The 18,958-nt window shown below is 50.8% G+C and carries 17 protein-coding genes and 2 pseudogenes; 14 read left to right on the top strand and 5 right to left on the bottom strand.

The window, feature by feature from the left end:
• Positions 1-37: 37 nt before the first annotated feature.
• Both CPA50_RS07880 and CPA50_RS07875 read left to right on the top strand, forming a co-directional pair.
• A complete protein-coding gene (locus CPA50_RS07880) occupies positions 38-871 on the top strand; it encodes a citryl-CoA lyase (RefSeq protein ID WP_096781850.1) in 834 nt (277 codons plus the stop codon).
• The gene (locus CPA50_RS07875; RefSeq protein WP_096781849.1) at positions 868-1,671 is read left to right on the top strand and encodes a citrate/2-methylcitrate synthase; all 804 of its coding nucleotides are present in this window, start codon (positions 868-870) and stop codon (positions 1,669-1,671) included. The genes CPA50_RS07880 and CPA50_RS07875 overlap by 4 nt, the downstream gene beginning before the upstream one ends.
• 26 nt (positions 1,672-1,697) lie before the next feature.
• Here the strand turns inward: CPA50_RS07875 and CPA50_RS19785 are convergent, their stop codons facing one another.
• Complete coding sequence (locus CPA50_RS19785; RefSeq protein WP_096781848.1) at positions 1,698-3,830, bottom strand: TonB-dependent receptor plug domain-containing protein; 2,133 nt, start codon at positions 3,828-3,830, stop codon at positions 1,698-1,700.
• Positions 3,831-4,110: 280 nt separating this feature from the next.
• Between CPA50_RS19785 and CPA50_RS07865 the strand changes: the two genes are divergently transcribed.
• Positions 4,111-5,517 (top strand): PLP-dependent aminotransferase family protein, encoded by a 1,407-nt coding sequence (locus tag CPA50_RS07865; RefSeq protein WP_096781847.1) that lies wholly within the window; start codon positions 4,111-4,113, stop codon positions 5,515-5,517.
• Positions 5,518-5,627: 110 nt separating this feature from the next.
• Positions 5,628-7,022, top strand: a complete 1,395-nt coding sequence (ccoG, locus tag CPA50_RS07860; RefSeq protein WP_096781846.1) for a cytochrome c oxidase accessory protein CcoG — start codon at positions 5,628-5,630, stop codon at positions 7,020-7,022.
• Positions 7,023-7,080: 58 nt separating this feature from the next.
• Here ccoG and CPA50_RS07855 read toward each other — a convergent pair whose 3' ends face one another.
• The gene (locus tag CPA50_RS07855) at positions 7,081-7,962 is read right to left on the bottom strand and encodes a LysR family transcriptional regulator (RefSeq protein WP_096781845.1); all 882 of its coding nucleotides are present in this window, start codon (positions 7,960-7,962) and stop codon (positions 7,081-7,083) included.
• Positions 7,963-8,122: 160 nt separating this feature from the next.
• Between CPA50_RS07855 and CPA50_RS07850 the strand changes: the two genes are divergently transcribed.
• The 5 genes from CPA50_RS07850 (at position 8,123) to CPA50_RS07830 (ending at position 13,513) form a co-directional block, all read left to right on the top strand.
• Complete coding sequence (locus tag CPA50_RS07850) at positions 8,123-9,232, top strand: alcohol dehydrogenase family protein (RefSeq protein WP_096781844.1); 1,110 nt, start codon at positions 8,123-8,125, stop codon at positions 9,230-9,232.
• A 19-nt stretch (positions 9,233-9,251) separates the two neighbouring features.
• The gene (locus tag CPA50_RS07845) at positions 9,252-9,944 is read left to right on the top strand and encodes a hypothetical protein (RefSeq protein ID WP_096781843.1); all 693 of its coding nucleotides are present in this window, start codon (positions 9,252-9,254) and stop codon (positions 9,942-9,944) included.
• Between the two features lie 286 nt (positions 9,945-10,230).
• Positions 10,231-10,647 carry a LysR substrate-binding domain-containing protein gene (locus tag CPA50_RS07840; RefSeq protein WP_096781842.1) on the top strand — a complete coding sequence of 139 codons (417 nt, stop codon included), beginning with the start codon at positions 10,231-10,233 and terminating at the stop codon, positions 10,645-10,647.
• 259 nt (positions 10,648-10,906) lie between these two features.
• Complete coding sequence (locus tag CPA50_RS07835) at positions 10,907-11,659, top strand: hypothetical protein (RefSeq protein ID WP_227519530.1); 753 nt, start codon at positions 10,907-10,909, stop codon at positions 11,657-11,659.
• A 186-nt stretch (positions 11,660-11,845) separates the two neighbouring features.
• On the top strand, positions 11,846-13,513 hold the full coding sequence (locus tag CPA50_RS07830) for a methyl-accepting chemotaxis protein (protein WP_096781841.1): 1,668 nt from the start codon (positions 11,846-11,848) through the stop codon (positions 13,511-13,513).
• A gap of 40 nt (positions 13,514-13,553) precedes the next feature.
• On the opposite strand, the pseudogene CPA50_RS07825 reads toward CPA50_RS07830, so the two are convergent.
• Positions 13,554-14,124: pseudogene (locus CPA50_RS07825) on the bottom strand (MFS transporter); the annotation flags it as partial.
• A gap of 675 nt (positions 14,125-14,799) precedes the next feature.
• On the opposite strand from CPA50_RS07825, the gene CPA50_RS07815 reads away from it, so the two are divergent.
• The 4 genes and pseudogenes from CPA50_RS07815 (at position 14,800) to CPA50_RS07800 (ending at position 16,709) form a co-directional block, all read left to right on the top strand.
• On the top strand, positions 14,800-15,207 hold the full coding sequence (locus CPA50_RS07815) for a hypothetical protein (protein ID WP_096781840.1): 408 nt from the start codon (positions 14,800-14,802) through the stop codon (positions 15,205-15,207).
• Positions 15,208-15,219: 12 nt separating this feature from the next.
• Positions 15,220-15,474 (top strand): annotated as a pseudogene (locus CPA50_RS07810) (transposase); the annotation flags it as partial.
• Between the two features lie 376 nt (positions 15,475-15,850).
• On the top strand, positions 15,851-16,375 hold the full coding sequence (locus tag CPA50_RS07805) for a hypothetical protein (protein ID WP_096781839.1): 525 nt from the start codon (positions 15,851-15,853) through the stop codon (positions 16,373-16,375).
• Position 16,376: 1 nt separating this feature from the next.
• On the top strand, positions 16,377-16,709 hold the full coding sequence (locus tag CPA50_RS07800) for a hypothetical protein (RefSeq protein WP_096781838.1): 333 nt from the start codon (positions 16,377-16,379) through the stop codon (positions 16,707-16,709).
• On the opposite strand, the gene CPA50_RS07795 is transcribed toward CPA50_RS07800, so the two are convergent.
• Both CPA50_RS07795 and CPA50_RS07790 read right to left on the bottom strand, forming a co-directional pair.
• Complete coding sequence (locus tag CPA50_RS07795) at positions 16,693-16,878, bottom strand: helix-turn-helix domain-containing protein (RefSeq protein WP_096781837.1); 186 nt, start codon at positions 16,876-16,878, stop codon at positions 16,693-16,695. The two genes, CPA50_RS07800 and CPA50_RS07795, sit on opposite strands and share 17 nt — an antisense overlap.
• A gap of 162 nt (positions 16,879-17,040) precedes the next feature.
• The gene (locus CPA50_RS07790) at positions 17,041-18,309 is read right to left on the bottom strand and encodes a tyrosine-type recombinase/integrase (protein ID WP_096781836.1); all 1,269 of its coding nucleotides are present in this window, start codon (positions 18,307-18,309) and stop codon (positions 17,041-17,043) included.
• A gap of 234 nt (positions 18,310-18,543) precedes the next feature.
• Between CPA50_RS07790 and CPA50_RS19435 the strand changes: the two genes are divergently transcribed.
• A complete protein-coding gene (locus CPA50_RS19435) occupies positions 18,544-18,705 on the top strand; it encodes a hypothetical protein (protein WP_179397164.1) in 162 nt (53 codons plus the stop codon).
• The last annotated feature ends 253 nt before the right edge of the window (positions 18,706-18,958 follow it).

Raw genomic sequence — 18,958 nt, 5'->3', positions numbered from 1 at the left:
CCGGTTACGGAAAACAGAACAAGCGCAAGGGTATAACATGGCTTCTGATTATCACTATCACTCCAACATCTGGCTGGAAGAGCCAGAGGAATCCAATCCTTTCGCAGCCAGGGCGAGTTATTGCCATGGTTACGATGTCTCCGGGCAGATCATTCCTCAAGCGAGCTGGTCTGAGTACCTGTTGCTCATGTTCAAAGGTGACCGTCCGCAAGCGGAAGAGTCCAGGCTGTTTGAAAAGCTGGCCATGGTGCTGGCCAATCCGGGGCCTCGTGAGGCCAGTGTTCGTGCAGCGATGAATGCCGGTGTTGCCGGCACCAATCACAGCTCAGCACTTATGGCAGCATTGGCCGTGGGGGCCGGGCAATACGGCGGGGCCCAGGAAGTCTCCATCTGTATTCGGCTCTGGCAGGAATGCGGTCAAAACCTCGATCTCTGGAGTACCCGGCTTTTTAATCCTGAAGAAGATGAACGGGCGGATATCTGGCTCCCGATGGAGCACGCGCCTGGCTTTGATCCCAACGGCGATGTGACACCCACTCCGGTTATGCAATCACTGGAATTTCTCGCAAGCCTTGCACCCTCAAACGGCTCTCTCGCCTGGCTGAAACAGAACCGGGCAACTCTGGAGAGCAGGGTTGGATACCCTTTGGCAATCAGCGGTATTGCTGCAGCTGCGCTGGTTGACCTTGGGCTGGACCAGGATCAGGGCAGCATGCTGTATCTGATGCTCAGGCTCCCTGGCGCGGCTGTCCATGCGCTGGAGCAAAAACAAATGGGGTGGAAGAAATTTCCATACTACGGCCCTGCGATAGAGCTGGCTGATGACCCTGGCCCGTTTCAGCCTTCTGCACCGGAGCATGAACCACGATGAGCTACAAGAATCTACTGGATACCGAAAACCATTGGGTGACCCGGAAAGGCAAGGCCTATCTGTCGGATCGTGTAGTGATGCACAACAAGGACCTGCACCAGGAGCTTGGCGATTACGAGTGGCTCCGTCTCTACCTGTATAGCATTCTCGGCCGAAACATAGGAGAGAATGAGGCAAAGCTTCTGAACTTTTACTGGGTTGCTACCAGCTATCCGGATGCCTCAATCTGGCCAAACCATGTTACCGCCCTGGCGGGGAGTGTTCGTTCAACTGCCTCTCTGGCATTGATGGCCGGCATGAGCGTATCCGAGGCATCCATGTACGGTCGGCGGCCCGAGGTCAGGGCTCTGGATTTTTTCTACCGGGCAGGGCGTTGGTGTGATGACGGAGGTGAGCTGACAGAGTTTGTGGAACGAGAGAAATCCGAAGGCAGAATACTCTATGGTTATGGTCGCCCGCTGGCGAAAACTGATGAGCGAATACCCTACACTCTCAAAAAAGCCGGGGAATGTGGGCTGGGGGAAGGGCGTTATCTAAAAATGGCTTTAGACGTTCACGCGCACCTGGAAGCGACCTATGGCTACTCTATGAATGTCGCTGCTATTGATGCCGCTTTGGCTGCTGATATGGGGCTGACATGTCAGGAGTACCAGCTTTTTATGACTCCCTGCTTCATTGCCGGCATGGTGCCTTGCTATCAGGATGCCAGAGACCAGCCCGAGGGGAGTTTTTTCCCGGTAAGGTGCTCCAGCATTGTTTATGAGGGTAAGGCTAAACGGGATTGGAACGGCGCCGAATAAAATACGGCACTAAACGCGGTGTCCGGTCAGAAGCGATACTGGACTTCGGCGACCAGATTACGCCCTGCCATTGGAAAATCATAGGGGATGAGAGGCATTGGATCTGAGTAGGGGCTCGGATCCCGGATATCATCATCGAACAGGTTTCGCACAGATACGGACAGGTCCAGCCCCCGCCAAAGCCCTTCAGTGCGCAGGGTAAGATCAATAGTGGTGTAATCAGAGACGGGTTCCCGGGTATCAGCCGCAACCCGTTTTTGCTTACCTACCCAGTTAACCTGGGTGTTGAGATACCACCCTGATAGAGCCCGCCACTCTGCGCGACCATATACCTGATGATTGGGGGCCTCGCCAACAGCCTCGTCTGTTTTGTCATCCTTGGCGTTCTGATAGGCATAATTGGCAATAATTTTCAGGTCGTCTGATACCTGGTAGGTGGCTTCGAATTCCGCCCCATGACCTATGCGCTGGCCGCTATTTTGGTAAATGGTGGCCACAGGGCCGGAAGTGGGTTCTGCAGTGATCAGGTCATCAATTTCGTAGTAGAAGGCGTTGACGCCGTACAGGAACCTGGAGGTTACCTGATGTGCCAGAGCAATCTCGAAACTATCAATGGTTTCAGCATCAAGGTCGACGTTCCCCCCGGCTACCGGGTTGTTAGCGGCATAAAGCTCATTCAGCGATGGGGCCCTGAATGCTCTGCCATACAGGAACTTGGTGGTAATGGTATCGGTGGTTGCCCAGATCAATGCGGCCCGTGGATTTATAGTGTTGCCAAAATCCGAGTAGTAGTCGTAACGAATGCCGCTAACCAGTTGCCAGTTCTGAGCAAACTGCCATTCATCCTGTATAAACGCATAATAATTAGTCCTGGCTTCCTCCGGCATCCAGACCTGCCTGCGATCATCGGAAACATCTTCAACACTGCCTTTTGGACTGAAATCCGGATTGAAGTTTTTGCTCTCGGTAACTTCGTACAAATCTGCCCAAAACACGCCAATTCCGGTTAATACACGGTGATCATCCAGATCGCTATATATTGAACTCAGATCAAAACGAACCTGGTTCTCCTTATAGCCCGGACTACCGATGAAGCCGTCGGGGAAGGTGCCCCCAAATGCACCAGAAGGGTAGAGCACAATGTTGTTTTCCGGCTTCTGGGTAATATTGAAGTAGCTTATTCTGGCTTCAACATCGAGCCCATCTGCGACTTCCTGCCAGCGATAACTGTAGTCTGTGTTGAATCGCCGGGAACTGTAAAGACCTTCAGGGTCCAGCGCCTGAGCAATACCGGGACCAGTGCCTACACTAGAGCGATCCTGTATCCCGGCTCGAAGTTGCCAGTTGTCAGCACTCATATCGACTCTCGCATCCAGCTGGTCTACTGAAGTATTTACCGGGCCGGGAGCCATAGATGCGGATGTTCCGAAAGTCGTATCAAAATTTGTCTGGCTGTCATGGCGGATGGTTTCCCGCCAGCCATCAGTTTCCTGATATTCAAGTATGAAACTTATACCCACGCCATCCAGCTGTTTCCCGGCTTCAATCCAGCCTCCACGGGTGTCGAAGCTCCCTGTTCTCGCCCCGACAACTGTGTCCTGTACGTCCTGCGCAGTCTTGGTGATAATGTTGATAACGCCTGCGTAGGCATCGGCGCCATACAAAGCGGAACCCGGGCCCCGAATAACCTCGATACGCTTGATTGCTTTAACCGGCATACCACCCCAGACATTACCCCGGTTGCCGTACATCATGGTGGTGACAGGGATACCGTTTACCAGGAGCAGTGCCTGTGGGTTAAAGCTGGAGGTAATACCCCTGAAAATGTATTTGGATGAAAAGGTCTGGTCTGAATGGTTAACGTGGAGACCCGGCACGGTTTCCAGTACCTGATCAAGATCCGTTGCGCCCATGGCCGAAATGTCACTGGCACTGATAACGGAGGTAATTGCTGCAGCCTTGTCGAGCGGGGTTTCCGTGCCAGATGCTATGGATACCACCCTGATCTGCCCCAACTCCTCCAGCGAGGTATCCCAAAGGCTGTCTTCGCTCCCGGCAGCAATGGCAACCCCTGGCAACAAGAGGAACACCAGACCGGAGCTCCACAAACGGGAACAGGGAAAGGGAAGGAAGTGAATAAAGTTTACTCCGGGTAGCATCAGCGTTCTGATTATAATTGGTCATTCAGATGGTGCAATAGTAATCCTAGCCCCTTTCTGTGGTTAAGCAAACAGTCTGACCGGGTTGCCGGGATATGCTGAATACGCAAAATGACAAACCCCCTGTTAAATAGGAATTTAGAGGCACTTGATTCTGTAAGCAATAACCTGGACAACCAGGCAAAGTTTTAAACCCGCCTGCCGAAGAATCAATTAAATGGCACTCGGCGTAAAGCAAAGGTATTTTATCGCCCGATGTTCCATCTGTTGAGCTGACACCATGAATAGTTCCCTCCCGAAATACCAGCTACTGGAAAATCAGATAGAACAGAGCATCATGGCTGGCCGGTGGCGGTGTGGCGAGAGACTGCCCTCTATCAGAACACTGTGCCAGCTCCATGGTTGTGCAAAAATAACCATTCAGCATGCACTACAACGCCTCGAAGCCAAGGGTGTGATCGAATCACGTGAGCGGGCTGGTTTCTTTGTAACTTACAGGAACGAAGAATTTGACAGGCCTGGCGAGGTGGAACGTATTGAGTCTCCAAAACCTGTATCCGTAAGCGAGCTGTTTCGGGACATCATGACGAGAAGTGCGGCGTTTGATCTGACGCCCAGTATTCAATCGGGAGAAATGCCCCAGGGGATAGTGCAACTCAATCGTTCAATTGGCCGGGCCCTGAGGCGTCAGAAAGGCGACTACCAATACTATGATGAACCCGCGGGCGACCATGGCCTGAGAACTCAACTTGCCGGGTTATTTTCAAAAAGAGGCTGGAATACGGATGCATCGGAACTGTGTGTTACATCCGGATGCCAGCAGTCTCTGTTTCTGGCGTTGCTTACGGTTTGTTCCGAAGGAGATATAGTCGCAGTTGAATCGCCAGGGTTCTATGGCGTTCTGCAACTGTTGGAACAATTGAAATTAAAGGTCATTGAGGTACCAACTTCTTTACAGGCGGGGATGGATATTGCCGCGCTTGCAGACGTTCTCAAGTGTTGGGACGTCCGTGCCTGCGTGGTATCACCAGCGTTCGCAACGCCAAGCGGTGCAACCATGCCAACAGAGGCCCGCAAGCGGTTACTTGAGCTGGCCGAGGAGCACGACCTTGCCATTATCGAGGATGATATATACGCCGATACTGGCTGGCTTGGCGTACCAGATACCCTCAAATCCCTGGATCAGACAGGCCGGGTGATTCATTGCAGTTCGCTGTCGAAAGTCCTTTCCCGGGATCTCAGGCTCGGTTGGGTGAGTGGAGGCCGGTGGCACTCCAGAATCCTTCAAATGAAACTCACGTCCCAGCTAGCCAGTAGTCGCTTTGTTCAGCAGGGTGTCGAGAGCTATATCAGGGACGGCGATTACGCCGCGTTTGTTCGCAAGTTACGTCTTCGGTTGCGGGATCAGCGGGACCAGTTACTGGAATATCTGGCAGCATGGCCGTTGTCTGTGCGTACAACGGCACCCCAGGGGGGCTTAACGGTTTGGGTGGAACTACCGGAAAAGGTAAACACTATCGATATCTATTCCAGAGCACTGGATGAGGGAATAGTCATCACTCCTGGTAGTCTTTTTTCTGTGTCTGAGCGGTTCGGGAACTGTCTGAGGATGAGCTTTGCACACCCCTGGGACAATCACCGGAGGCAAGCATTGAAGCGAATCCTGGAGCTGATTCAGGACCAGTAATCGCAATCTGTACCTATAAAGATTAAAAAAATTGGGCCTGTCTCTATTTTCAGGCGACCGACATACTTTGCCAATCACGTCCATATAACGTTTGGGAAGGTAAACGGTCAATGAATCGACTCATCCCGGTAACACAGGTTGTAACGAATTCCCCGCCAAATCACGTATCCGACAAGATCTATCCGCGAAGCTTTTCGGGAATCTATCGTCAGATCCGCATTGCAGCCGGCTCTATGCTGTTCGCTCTGTATTTCGGAACAGTCTGGCTGAACTGGGGTGGCCGGCAGGCAGTTCTCTGGGATCTCGCCGATAAAAAGTTTCACATATTCGGCGCAACATACTGGCCGGAGGATCTTTTCCTGTTGTCAGGCATCCTGATCATCTGCGCGTTCGGCCTTTTTTTCATTACCGTTCTTGCCGGCAGGGTCTGGTGCGGATATGCCTGCCCACAAAGTGTCTGGATGTGGGTTTTTCTATGGGCCGAAAAGCTGGCAGAGGGCGACCGTCGCCAACGCATGAAGCTGGATGACGCAGCGTTCAGCCAGGAAAAAGCCGTTCGGCGTTTGCTGAAGCATTGTCTCTGGCTGTTAATCAGTGCTGCGACTGCAGTGACCTTCGTTGGGTATTTCACCCCGATCCGGGATTTGGTTCCGGATCTGCTGTCGCTAGAACTTTCAGGGGGAGTATTTTTCTGGGTGTTTTTCTTCACCGCGGCTACCTACGTGAATGCCGGCTGGTTCCGTGAAAAAGTCTGTTTCCACATGTGCCCTTATGGTCGTTTTCAATCCTCCATGGTCGATAATGACTCATTGGTGGTGGCGTATGATGCTGGCCGTGGCGATCCTCGTGGCAGCAGGCGCAAGGACGCAGATCCTGCTGCTATGGGGCTGGGTGATTGCATAGACTGTGAAATGTGTGTCCAGGTATGTCCGACAGGCATCGATATCCGGGATGGCCTGCAAATGGAGTGTATTGGCTGTGCCGCATGTATCGACGCGTGTGACTCGATTATGGACAAAATGGGATACCAAAAGGGTCTTGTTCGCTACGCCAGTGATAATGAACTGAATAATGGTATGAAGAATCTTATCAGGCCTCGCCTTGTTGCCTACTTCTTCATTCTTGTAACCATGATTGGCCTGTTTTCCTGGGTTTTGATGACGCGACCTTTAATGTCGCTGGAGATCGAAAGAGACAGGGGGCTTTTCCGGTATAACGGCTCGGGAAATATTGAAAACAGTTACCTGCTCAGTCTAACCAATAAGGCAACTGAAATGAGATCTGCCTTTATCAGGGTCTCTGGTGCCGGGGGCATCAACATGTCCGGGCTGGATGAAGTGAAGCTAAGAGCCGGAGAGAAACGGGAAATCCCGATCATTCTTGAAAAGGCTCCGGCAAGCCTCCAGGGTGAGGTTACCAATATTACCTTTGAAGTAAGCACATCAGCGGAACCAGAGAAGCGGGTCGCCGCACCTACCACGTTTTTAGGGCCGGTCTTTCGGTGAAGGAGACGTCGTTCGCGGCCAAAGGATACTTTTCGTTTCCACGGACAGCTTGATAGGTTCAGGCCCCGGCCGCTGCTCGATCATGAGATGGACGCGCGGCGGCCAGTATGCACTCCTGGAGAGGTTCATGAAAACCGGGGTTCAATGTGCCTGCGTTGATGATATTCATGGTCAATTGCCGCTGCCCCGGCAACTGATCAAGCTGAACCGGGCGCACTTTGGAGGATATCACTGAGGACTCTGGCAGCAGCGCAATGGCCATCCCTGATTCCACCGCCGAGTAGAGATTCGCCACGTCAGAGCTTGTCAAAACCGGGTCATAGTCCAGGCCGGACTGTTTCAAATCGGATGCTGCCAGGTCCCGGAGTGCACAGTCGCTCTCCAGAAAGGCAACGGGCAACCTGGCTTCTGCATTGATTTGAAGGCCAACCGAGGCATACCAGCACAAGGCTTCAGACCACAGACTTTTTTCCGGAGTGAATTGTGGCTCACCCGTGACGATCGCAATGTCCAGTTCGCCGGTGGTTATCATCTCCCGGAGCTTACGACTGCGACCGCAGGTAATTCGTGGCACCAGCTCAGGGAAGGCGTCCCGAATCCGCGGAATAAACTGTTTCAGAAACGTCTGGGCGTAATCTGTGGGTATTCCAAAATGTACCGGCCCTCTAAGAGGCTCCAGACTAAGTGCACTGAGGGTCTCGTTGTTCAGGCGCAGCAGTCTCTCGATGTAACCCAGCAGAATCTTTCCAGGCTCGGTGAGCCGGATGCCCTGGTTACTGCGTTCCAGGAGCCTGTGGCCCAGATGCTCTTCCAGACGTTTGATCTGCATGCTGACAGCAGCCTGGGATCGATAAAGACGACTTGAGGCTTCTTTGAAGCCGCCTGCTTCCACAACCACAGCGAAGGTATTTAGCAGTTCCAGGTCCAATAAGGGTTTCATTGGGGGCAACCTCAGCTGGTGATTCACAAAACCTGAACAACGCTATCATTAATATTCGTTTGATTGAACCACTTCCGGATTCTATGATTCATGGCAGTCGTTGGTACTGGCTATTAATTGATCAGGCCAATGGGTTCTGAATGAGCGAGGAGATGACACCATGAACAACACCGATATTCCGGAGTTTATGTCAGCAGTGGTTCTGAGCGGCCACGGCGGCTTCGATAAACTTGAGTACCGGGAAGACATTGAGGTGCCCAAGGCCGGGGCCGGTGAGGTGCTGATCAGGGTCGGTGCGAGCGCGATTAACAATACGGACATCAACACTCGTACAGGCTGGTATTCCAAGGGTGTTACAGCAGGAACGGAGGAGGGCGCTGCCAGCGGGTTCGCGTCAGCCAGTCAGGACGATGGCAGTTGGTCTGGCAAGGCCCTGAATTTTCCTCTTATTCAGGGCGCTGATGTATGTGGAACCATAGTTGCGGTAGGTGAGGGTGTTGATGTTGGCCGGACTGGCGAACGGGTGCTCGTACGCCCCATGCAGCAGGCGCCTGACACTCCATCCTCCTACAATCTGATTACCTTTGGTTCCGAATGCAATGGCGGCTACGCCGAATATGCTGTTGCACGGTCCAGTGAAGTTTTTGCGGTAAACAGCATACTCAGCGATGCAGAACTCGCATCTTTCCCCTGCGCTTATTCTACCGCTGAAGGCATGCTGGAAAAATCTGGCCTGAAATCCGGGGAACGGATATTGATCACCGGCGCATCCGGAGGCGTCGGGTCAGCGGCTATTCAACTGGCCAGGCGTCGGGGCGCTGAAGTGATCGCCGTATGTGGTGAATCAAAATTCTTCGAGGTCCGGCAGTTCGGCGCGGATCAGGTTATTGCGCGGGGCCAGTCACTGCTGGATGTTCTGGAAAAAGAAAGCGTACAGGTGGTGGCAGATCTGGTTGCAGGCCCGCAGTGGCCTGACTTGCTGGAGATACTTGCCAGAGGCGGCCGCTATGTGGCTTCCGGGGCAATCGCCGGACCGATTGTAGAGCTGGATGTGCGTACCTTATACCTGAAAGACCTGAGCCTGTTCGGTTCCACCTGGCAGCCCAGGAGCGTGTTCGAAAACCTCATTGGCTACATCGAGCGAAACGAAATCCGGCCAGTTGTGGCAAAAACTTATGGTCTGCGTGATGTGGTGCAGGCCCAGAAAGATTTCATGGCCAAGCGGTTTTCCGGCAAGCTGGCGATCGAAATCAGTAAAAGAAACTGTTAACTACCATAAGGACATTGGTATGAAGCCAATAATTTCAATCTGCGCTCCACTTGTTGTTTCAGCTTTTGGCTTGTCTGGGTGCCAAGCTGGAAATGTTAATGTCGATGAAGAAATACAGGAATCACGTTGGTTTAATGTGAGCGTATTTGAAAAAATAGATTCTATTGGTGATAGTTATCATGACCTGGTTTTCGATATATCGTATTCAGATGTTGATGGTAATAGGATTGAAGTTAATGACTGTTTGGAAGTGGCGTCATTAGGGGATGGTAAAATATCTGAAAGAGAGTTTTCTCGTTGGGATTTGCTTAAAACTGACTGCGAAGCAGCAATGCGATTTTATAATTCACCAGAAACCGCTATCAGTTTCTGGCCTTCGAAGTTAGATTTTTCGCTACTAAAAAAATTCCCCTCCACATCTATTCCATATATGGGAGGGCAAAGCTTGGATGGCCTTACAGGTGATTTGGCTTCGTATGAATCAGGTTTGACGCTGATAGAATCAGGGGGGCACAGCGTTAAAGTTTCGTATGATGAAATGCTAGTAAATTATGTAGAGGTCGCACGAGGGGACTTCAATCGAGATGGGTATCAGGACTTATTTGTGCGTATGGATTGGTATATTGAGGGTGCCCTTGGTAGTGGTAACGACTGGATAGTATTAACCAAGCTCTCGCCCAATGCCGAACCGATGATGTTATGGCGAAAATAGGGCGAGCAGGAGATTAACCCGATTATGGAACCGACTGTCTCAGTCGGTTCTGTTTTTGCCAAACCAGCCCTGAAAACGGATTGATGCGGAGATTCGGGATATAGCTCAAGGTAACCGCATGAGAAGGCTCGTTGTGGGGCCAAAAATCTGGACGACCACAGAAAGTGCTAAATTTCCGTAGCCACGAATCAATAGGTTACAGTACGAATTCAACAAAAAGTGCTAAACGAATTGAAAGTGAATTCTAGAATAGGGCATTCATTCAGGTTTCCACACAAAGTGCTAAATTCCTCGTTCCCCTGTATACCTGAAGAAATGGGGAAGTCCGCAGCACCCGGACGACCTGCATGCCCACCAGCTGATTGCCTTCAAATCCCAGACCTCTGTGGCACTGCTCGGCCCGAAGGGGGAAAAAGCCCAGGTGGAGCACCGCAGTTCCCAGAACCGGCTGATCATCGACGATGGCCTGAGCTACAAGATTGCCACCATGGAGGGGGCGGGGATTGGTTTGCATGGCCTGTGGAGTGTTCACCGGGAACTGGCAGCGGGGACTCTGGTTCAGGTGCTACCAGACTATCGGATGGAAGCTGAGCCGGCGTTGTGGCTGGTGTACCCCAAATCCAATGTACTGACCGCAAAGGTGCGGGCGTTTATTGATTTTCTGGTGGAGAGGATAGGCCGGCGGCCTCCATGGCTTCGATAATCGGTGTTGATCATGCGGTTCTCTTTATACCCCCCCCCTTTTGTCAAAAGTTCCCTCGCCTTGGTCTGGAGAGGACGCTTTATGTATGGCGTGGGAGACAGGGCAGTGATTTGGTGGGAACTGCGAAGGAACGAAATATCACACTGGATGATGGACACTATACGGTAAAGGAATTATTAAACCTCTCGACAGCGCACAATAATACCCCGAAAACCACCTCTTGAGAGGTAAAACAGAGAAGCTGTAGGAGGGTGAAAGGGTGAGTGAGAGCGATTGCACGACATTGGGTAGTTTTGATCTGCAATCCGGTCAGGCGGTGAGTGTTTCCGGGAGGAAGTGGTACAAGCCGGTCATCTGTATCGATACAAATGCCAGCGGCGAGAAGCGGTCAATCAAAACCTATCGTTACCAGCAGGGCCCCTTGGGTCAATATTTTCGACTGCTCGCCTCACACGAATATCGAATGCTTACGCAGGTACAGGGGGTGGCGTTCACGCCTCAGCGGGTTAAACGTGAAGCTGCGTGTTCAAATACCATAAGTTATGGATATGTGGACGGGGTCCCTATTAAAGAACAATTCCGGAAGGGTGATATTCCGGATGGATTTTTCTTTCGGCTCTACCAAGCTGTAAGCGAGCTGCATGATAAAGGGATTGCTCATATGGACGTGGGAAACTCCGGCAATATTCTGGTGTCGCCAGACGGCAAACCTATGCTGATTGATTTTGGTTCTTCGGTGGCGCTGAAGTGGCTCCCCTCTATTACCCGAGCCTGGGCGCGGAAAAGAGATCTTCTGGGGGTCCTGAAGCTTTGGCGCCGATACGATGACGAGACCATGCCTGAAGTACTACGGCAATATTACGAGCGCTATTACAGGAAAAATATTTACACGCCAAAGCGCTTCTTTAAGGCTTGTAAGCGTTACTGGTTGAGTGATGGCGAAGAAATGAGCGAGCTTGGAGCCATTGTGGGGGTATTTTTTGTGCTTTGGTTTTTGACTACCATTGTCTAACCACAGAATTAATCTTGGTAAATGACCATAGCCCAGCTGAAATTTGCCCGGCTGTGGCCGTCGGTTGTTCCGAGAGCAAGTTAACATACAAATACATTTTAATAGTTGTTACACGCCAGAATTAAAAATATTCTTTCCGCTCTGACTACTGACGCCATGGAGTCGGCGAAACTTTAAGGAAATGATATGCCTGTCTCCATCCGCAGCAGACTGCTTCTCCTGGCGCTGCTTCCAGTTCTTACGCTTGCGACTATTCTCTTTTTCTCTTTTACCCAGCAAACCCGAAACCTGGTAGATCAGCAGATGGGATCTGTGGGGGAAGACGTCACTGAGCTAAAACGTGTCGAGCTTCAGCGGCTGATGGATATGTCCTACAGTTCGATTGCTCATATATACGAGAACGGTGGTTCGCTTGAGGAGGCCATACCGATTCTGAAGAATCTCAAGTATGGCGATAGTGGCTATGTTTTCGGCTATACCGAGACAGGAGACAGGGTTGTTCTCGGTCAGTCTGATAAAGGTCTTGGCGAGAACTTCTGGGATTTGCAGGACAAAAAAGGCAACTACCTGGTCCGTGAGATTGTCCAAAGCGCTAAAAGTGGTGATGGATATTTCATCTATTGGTTCCCTAAACCTGGCGAAACTGAATCAGCTCCAAAGGCATCCTATAGCATCCATCTGGATCGCTGGAATCTTGTTATTGGTACCGGCTTCTATTTCGATGATGTTGATGCGGTTCTGGCTGAAATTGAGAAAGAAGGAGAGTCCGCCCTTGAGAGTGCTCAGTTTGTGTTCGTATCCATCGCCTTGTTCGCAGTGATCGGTGCTGCAATCATTGGGCTGATAATAAGTCGAACCATCAGCTCTCCGATCGCGAAAATTTCCAGTTCTGTAGCAGACCTGTCCAAAGGGGATGCAGACCTTACTGCTCGTATAAGCGTTAACGATAGATTTGAGATTGGTGCTCTGGCAGGACACTTCAACCGATTCCTTGAACTCCTTGAAGATTTGATCAGAGACGTAAAGACGAACGCTGAACTTACCCGTGAGAATGCAGAATCTATCGCCACCCACTCGAAAACTATGGGATTGCTGGTACATGACCAGGACGCAGAAACCGAACAGGTGGCTACAGCTGTTACTGAAATGACCTCTGCTGCTAATGAAATCTCATCCAATGCTTCTTCTGCGGCGATGGCGGCATCGGATGCTGACAAACAGGCAATGACGTCCAAGCAAACCGTTTCCGATGGCGCCGCAGAAATGAACGCTCTGGCAAATGACATTGCTTCCGCTGCATATGAAGTAGAAGAGTTAGGTGCAGGTGTCGGCAACATCAACTCTGTGGTTGAGGTAATCAAAGGTGTTGCCGAGCAAACTAATTTGTTGGCCCTGAATGCTGCTATTGAGGCTGCCCGTGCAGGAGATCATGGCCGTGGTTTTGCGGTGGTCGCAGACGAAGTGCGGGGGCTCGCTCAAAAAACCCAGAAGAGTACTGAAGAAATTGCCGACATGATCAGTCAACTGGATACGAAAGCGAAAGCAGCCGTTGAATCTATCCGGAAATCGAACGAACGAAGTGGTAAAGCGCTATCAAAGAATACGGAAGTAGTTGATGCCATTGATCGTATTGTTTCTGCCATCGGTGAAATTACGCAAATGAATGAGCAGATTGCCGCTGCCTCGGAAGAGCAGTCGAGTGTCTGCGAGGATATCACCGAGCGCTTGGTGACTATCTCTGACAAATCCAAGGAAACCAGTGAAAAAGGGCGTGAGACCTCGGTGTCAGCTGATACGCTTCTCGACAATGCCAATGGCCTGTCCAGTATGGTGAGCCGATTCAGGATCTCCTGAATCGGCCAGTTCCTGTGGACGATCAAACAATCAACCGGGTTCAGGCCGTAGCCGGTTCGCGGTTATCCAGTGTTGAAGAAATCCGGGTCAGGAGCAGGGCGCTCAGTACAATAACCCCACCAATCCAGGGCGTGTTCATCAGCCCCATATCTTCGACCACGTGTCCACCGAGCCAGGCGCCGCCGGCAATGCCGATGTTGAAGGCCGCGATGTTTAATCCGGATGCAACGTCAACGGAATGGGGCGTAAACCGTTCGGCGAGCTGGACGACATATACCTGAAGGCCAGGTACGTTGCCGAAGGCAAAGGCGCCCCAAACAAGCAGGGTGATGACTGCGGCAATTGGATTGTAGGCCGTGAAGGTGAGCACAAAGAGGATGGCGGCCAGGCCACCGAAAATGATGTAGAGCGCCCTGGTCGGCCCTAAGCGGTCAGCGAGCCGGCCGCCCCAGATATTGCCGGTGGCCACAGAGATGCCGTAAACAAGCAGCAGCAGGCCTACCATGCCAGACGCAAATCCGCTGACATCCTCCAGAATCGGCGTCAGGTAGGTAAACGCTGAAGGTACCGCCGTAGCCGACGGCGGTCATGGCGTACACCAGAAGCAGTCGCTCGGCATCGGGGCTTTGATCTCCAGCGCTTGGCACATCGGAAACGGGTTTATGAAAGCGCAAAGCTCCGGAATCCACAGCGTTGGCCTGGAAATACCCGGAACGGGGAAGTCACCGGTTCGGTATCGCTCAACCCTGGCAAATTGCAGGAAGTTGAGCTTAATAAATTAGCTGCTTAGGTGCAGCTATTTGGACAACTGGGTTGAAAATCGCCGAAATCATCAAGGGTATTTTTTCGTTTCCGGGTGGTCGCCGCTTTCATTTCAGTGATCCAAATGGCAATGAATATGCCGTTTGGTCAGAACTAAATGTATAACCGTCGCAGGTAGGGCGATGTATTTTCCATTGCGGCTTCGCCTTCACCCTGCAAAGCCCAGTGGGAGGGTACGTTAGGGGGTTAACCCCTGGATGACGTATGCCATAGATTAAAATGTTACACAATTGCGTGGAAAGCAGGTGTTTTCTTGGGTAAGCTTCTGTTTCTATACAGTTATATTGGATTGTCCAGGGTGGTTGCGGCGTCAAAACGAAACAACCACAGCTCTGCAGTCACAGGGATAGAAGCCTTTTCTTACTATCTTCTTGGAACTCCTCGTTGCGATAGTTCTCGTAGTTCGGAAATTAGTAAGTTAGGCGGCTCAAAGGAGAGCTTTAAGGGGAAGAAGGACCTTCTTGATGTACGTTGTTAGATTCTTTGTATTTTTTTCTTTCGTTATTTTGTTATCTGCTATTGTTGAATTTATAAGGATAGAATACCAAATTCCAATTTCGCCATTTGATCTGGCCGCTTTTCCACTATCGTTAGTGGTGTGCTTTAATCTGGTAAAACAACTTATTTCTAAAAATCCAGCCAAATACAAATTAGCGGATATTGGCACAAAAAAACTGTTACTCATGTTTTTCGTTTTCTCGGTTATAGATATTCCGGTCGGCGTTGGGATGATCTGGATGGGAATGGCAAGCCCCCTGGAGTTTATTTCGGGCTTAAAGGGTGGAGCTCATGGGTATAGTTTTGTGTCTTTCGGTATTTTATTACTGATGGTTTGGGTGTATTGCACTGTGCTGATTTTAAGGAGGCTCTGAATAAGTCTCCTTGGGATTCAAAAGCGGGATGAGCATAAAGGTCGTAAAAACGTATCCTGGTTCATTGCCAAGCGTCCTGGCGCTCGTAAGAAACTGGACGACCGTAAGTTGAAAGCTGAAAAGCTCAAAGCCAGCGCCCGGGCCAAGGTGGAGCACCCATTCCGGTACATCAAACAAGTCTTTGGCTACAGCAAAGTCCGCTATCATGGCCTGGCGAAAAACAGTAACCGACTACACTTGCTGGCCGTGTTCAGCAACCTGCTAATGGGTGAAAATACCTGCTGGCGTAGGGCCAGTGCGCCTGAATTTCGCCAAAATGGCGGGAAACGGGCAAAAAAACAAACGAATGAAGGGGTAATAACGCCCGAATGACGGTTGAATCGCTTTTTTCGAGTTGAAAAGCGGTTCAGCGGCAAATTCAGGCCTTAATCAGACCCTCCCTAAAAACAGCCGTACCATAAAAATTCCTGTATTTTTATTATAGAGCATATAGGCAATGCAGGTGTCGAGACGCTCATCGCATTGCGCTTACACCGTCATTCCGCAGGCGTGTGTACCGCACGTGTTATGTGAGTCCAGTCTACTTTTTGAACCTTGCTCCATGCGGTGGTAACATGGTATTTTTTTTGAAAAAGGAGTTTCAATGAAATACTTAATGTCTACTGTCTTTGTGTTCATGTTATATGGTTGCGCCTCTACCTCTGTTTCCACCTCTAGCACAGTCATTTCTTACAGTCCCTATTTCAAGATTAGTATTCCGTTAGAAGAGTTGGGCGGAGCAATATTTTTTCAGTCGGATTCAATTTCTGTTAGGTTTTCAGATGGTAGTGTTTTGTCTGGTCTTATAATAGATAAAGGTGTTGAATCTTTGCCTTCTGATTTTGATCTCTCAGAGTATCCAGAGTATTCGCTAGGGTTAAAATCTACAAGCAATCTTTCGCAGCCATATGCCGATCTTTTTAGGAATTCCTGGGAGGAGACGAAGCGAATATATAATAATCCGGAAGTAACTAAAACGGAAAGTAATGGAAAATTAATCTACACGGCATGTGGTGTGGATTCGTGCTTGTCATTTTTAGTGGATGTAAATATGTCTGAGCATATTCTAATGCTTTCCGGGATGAATGTTGATCAAGTTGAATATAATAAGTTGTTAAAAGGAATTTGACATGTTGAGCAAGTCTGAAAGAGAAAATCTATATGACCTTATTGTTGCCATAATTGGAGAGGATGCAACAGTAAGATTGTATAAGAACAGCTTCAATGAAAGGACTTTGGATGTTGTTGAAGATATGTTGTCCGCTGATTCTAAGTGCAATGCAAATATGAAAAAGCTTATATTGGATTTGTCAAAGGGGGGTGGGTTTGTAGCTAAGGGATGGCTTAGAAAACTCTTAAAGTCCAATAATAAAGCTTTGAAAAAAATTGACCTTAAAGGGTACGGCTGCCAAGTTTCCGTAAAATCTCGTTGGAAAACAGCAATAATCAACAGCGCAATATGATTATTGTCCGTAAGTGGGCGGTCGCCAACTCCAAGTGCAACTCCCGGCTCAAAGTACTGGGAGAACACTTCAACTCACGAGCGACGGCCCGAAGGCTGGCTCCCTGACGCATCATCAGCATGAGTGTGACACGGTCTGTTGTGCTGAGGTGGTGGTAGTGATTTTTCATGACAACACCTTACTCGATCAGAGGGTGTTGCACTTAGTTATTGAGCGCGCGGAGTGTGCCAAACACGGCCTACTTACCCGGCTGGCCTTGTGTGCTATACGGTGCCTGCGACACCAGCTTGAGCCCGAGGCCACCATAGCTGACGGGGGAGCCTCACATTTTTCAAACCAGCCGCCTCCGCCCTTCAGTACGGCGGCGCGCCTGCTCTGAATTGACGTATACGGATTCAGTGAATGTGGCATTGGCGTGTCCCAGCTCTTCGCTGATGTGACGGATATCGGCTCCCGCCTCAATGGCCTGGCTTGCGCCGGTATGGCGTAGATAGTGGGTTTCGGAGCGAATGGCCAGGATCTGTTTGGCTTCGTCCTGGAAGCCTTCCTTTTCCATTCTGTCCGCAGTGGCCACCATGGCCTGTTCGTATATGCGCTGTACCTGCCTTTTGCCAATGGCATTGCCTTTTTTGGACGGCAGAATTGGCGTGGTTTCGCCGGGAACGGGCAGGGGGGAGGTGAGCTGCAGATGGTTGCGCCACCGCTTCAGGTAATCCATGTAGGCATCCGGGAGAGTCACCTGGCGGGTTTTGTCGCCTTTGCCAAACACCGAGTAGACCCAGTAAGACTCTCCATTAATGATGATGCGCCGGAAGTCACCAAAGGTGGGCGTTCTCAGCTGGCCCCGATCTACGGGCCTGGGCGCCAGTTCGCTGACCCGAAGAAACAGGCTTTTCATGGTAACGATCACAAACAGATGGCGCTCGTAGCGGGCATCCTTGCTCGCCAGATCGGTCAGCGTCTCCAGCAAGTAAGACCACTGCCAGTCCGTCAGCCGACGGACATTTTCGTCTTTATCCGAATTCATATTGGGCTTGGCATTACGGTCCCGCTTTCTTACATCCAGCAGGGGGTTCCGCCGCAGGAAATCATGAAGCAGGAGGTATTTGAAAAAGGTCTGCAGCGCGGTTCGGCTGGCATTCAGGCTCGCCTGCGTCATGGAGTAGGGGGCTTTGGGGTCTTTTGACCGCAATGCCAGAGGGCGCCATTGGGGGTTGAATCGGCGCTGGCCATTTTTGCTGACGAACCCGGCGTAAATGCCGCAGGAGATCCATGGTTTTGGGGGTGTTTTCAGGAAGGTAAAGTAACTGCTGACAAGGTCAGAGTCGGCCTGGGCAAGGGAGCGCTTGGCAATCTGCCAGGTGTAGTTGAGAAAACGCTGGATTTCGCTGCGAAAACGGTTGAATGTACCTGATACATCGCTGTATTTGGCGAGAAACTTCAGGGCGATATGAAAGTCATCCAGGGCTGCTTGCTGGGGTATCGGGAGTGACCCCAGGGCTTTCTGCAAGTCGGGATACAGTGCCAGGTCCGCCTGTTCGTGGATGAGATCGGCGGTGTCAAATAAAGGAAAGCCGGGGAAGCTGGCTCTGGAGTTCATGCAGTTTGCCTTTCGCTACGGGTACTCTGAATAGGTTGCTGTAATGTCCAATACTCCCAAATATTGGACATTGTGTAAAGCCTCTTTTTTGTTGCTATTTCCAGTATTGCTTTCCTGTTTTCAGCTGCCAGCCGTGTCGCGCTCTACAAGCCGGCATTGGAGCGCTTCGACTCTGTTATGGTGCACTTTCATGTCCCATAGACGGTCCACACCCATGTCCCGGAAAAAGGACGGATGGCACCCTGGATATGCGTTCTGCTTTTCGAGGTGGCACCATCCCCGGTAATCCAGCAATCACGCCATATCCTGGTTACAACAGACGATATCGCCATAACCGAAGCGAACAGGATCATCCTGCAAGGCTACCAGCAGCCTGGGCGATTCTTTCTTGCTTGAAAAAAACGTCCAGCAGGATTCCCTGAAAGATTCTGCCAGGCCGACACAACAGGTAGGTACGGTGGCGCAGTGACTCTTGGTTGCTGGATGCCACTCGTCAAACCCTAAACGGATAACTGTCGTCGTCCGGCGAGAGCCTCCGGGTTGCGGCGAGACAGATTGTCGGAGCACAAGCGCGCCTGTTAGCAGCAACTTTGAGATGGCTAATCTGTGTCGTTGCGTTCCGCGCTGTATTTTGAGCGCCATTGCGCTT

This window comes from Marinobacter sp. ANT_B65 (assembly GCF_002407605.1).
GTDB lineage: Bacteria > Pseudomonadota > Gammaproteobacteria > Pseudomonadales > Oleiphilaceae > Marinobacter.
This window is presented reverse-complemented; position numbering and strand designations above follow the sequence as displayed.

Excerpts from the sequence above, each read along its gene's own strand:
- CPA50_RS07855 (WP_096781845.1), bottom strand. The coding sequence starts at position 7,962 with ATGAAACCCTTATTGGACCTGGAACTGCTAAATACCTTCGCTGTGGTT.
- CPA50_RS07830 (WP_096781841.1), top strand. The coding sequence starts at position 11,846 with ATGCCTGTCTCCATCCGCAGCAGACTGCTTCTCCTGGCGCTGCTTCCA.
- ccoG (WP_096781846.1), top strand. The coding sequence starts at position 5,628 with ATGAATCGACTCATCCCGGTAACACAGGTTGTAACGAATTCCCCGCCA.
- CPA50_RS07850 (WP_096781844.1), top strand. The coding sequence starts at position 8,123 with ATGAACAACACCGATATTCCGGAGTTTATGTCAGCAGTGGTTCTGAGC.
- CPA50_RS07795 (WP_096781837.1), bottom strand. The coding sequence starts at position 16,878 with ATGAAAAATCACTACCACCACCTCAGCACAACAGACCGTGTCACACTC.
- CPA50_RS07790 (WP_096781836.1), bottom strand. The coding sequence starts at position 18,309 with ATGAACTCCAGAGCCAGCTTCCCCGGCTTTCCTTTATTTGACACCGCC.
- CPA50_RS07800 (WP_096781838.1), top strand. The coding sequence starts at position 16,377 with ATGTTGAGCAAGTCTGAAAGAGAAAATCTATATGACCTTATTGTTGCC.
- CPA50_RS07880 (WP_096781850.1), top strand. The coding sequence starts at position 38 with ATGGCTTCTGATTATCACTATCACTCCAACATCTGGCTGGAAGAGCCA.
- CPA50_RS07845 (WP_096781843.1), top strand. The coding sequence starts at position 9,252 with ATGAAGCCAATAATTTCAATCTGCGCTCCACTTGTTGTTTCAGCTTTT.
- CPA50_RS07805 (WP_096781839.1), top strand. The coding sequence starts at position 15,851 with ATGAAATACTTAATGTCTACTGTCTTTGTGTTCATGTTATATGGTTGC.
- CPA50_RS19435 (WP_179397164.1), top strand. The coding sequence starts at position 18,544 with ATGGCACCCTGGATATGCGTTCTGCTTTTCGAGGTGGCACCATCCCCG.
- CPA50_RS19785 (WP_096781848.1), bottom strand. The coding sequence starts at position 3,830 with ATGCTACCCGGAGTAAACTTTATTCACTTCCTTCCCTTTCCCTGTTCC.
- CPA50_RS07865 (WP_096781847.1), top strand. The coding sequence starts at position 4,111 with ATGAATAGTTCCCTCCCGAAATACCAGCTACTGGAAAATCAGATAGAA.
- CPA50_RS07815 (WP_096781840.1), top strand. The coding sequence starts at position 14,800 with ATGTACGTTGTTAGATTCTTTGTATTTTTTTCTTTCGTTATTTTGTTA.
- CPA50_RS07875 (WP_096781849.1), top strand. The coding sequence starts at position 868 with ATGAGCTACAAGAATCTACTGGATACCGAAAACCATTGGGTGACCCGG.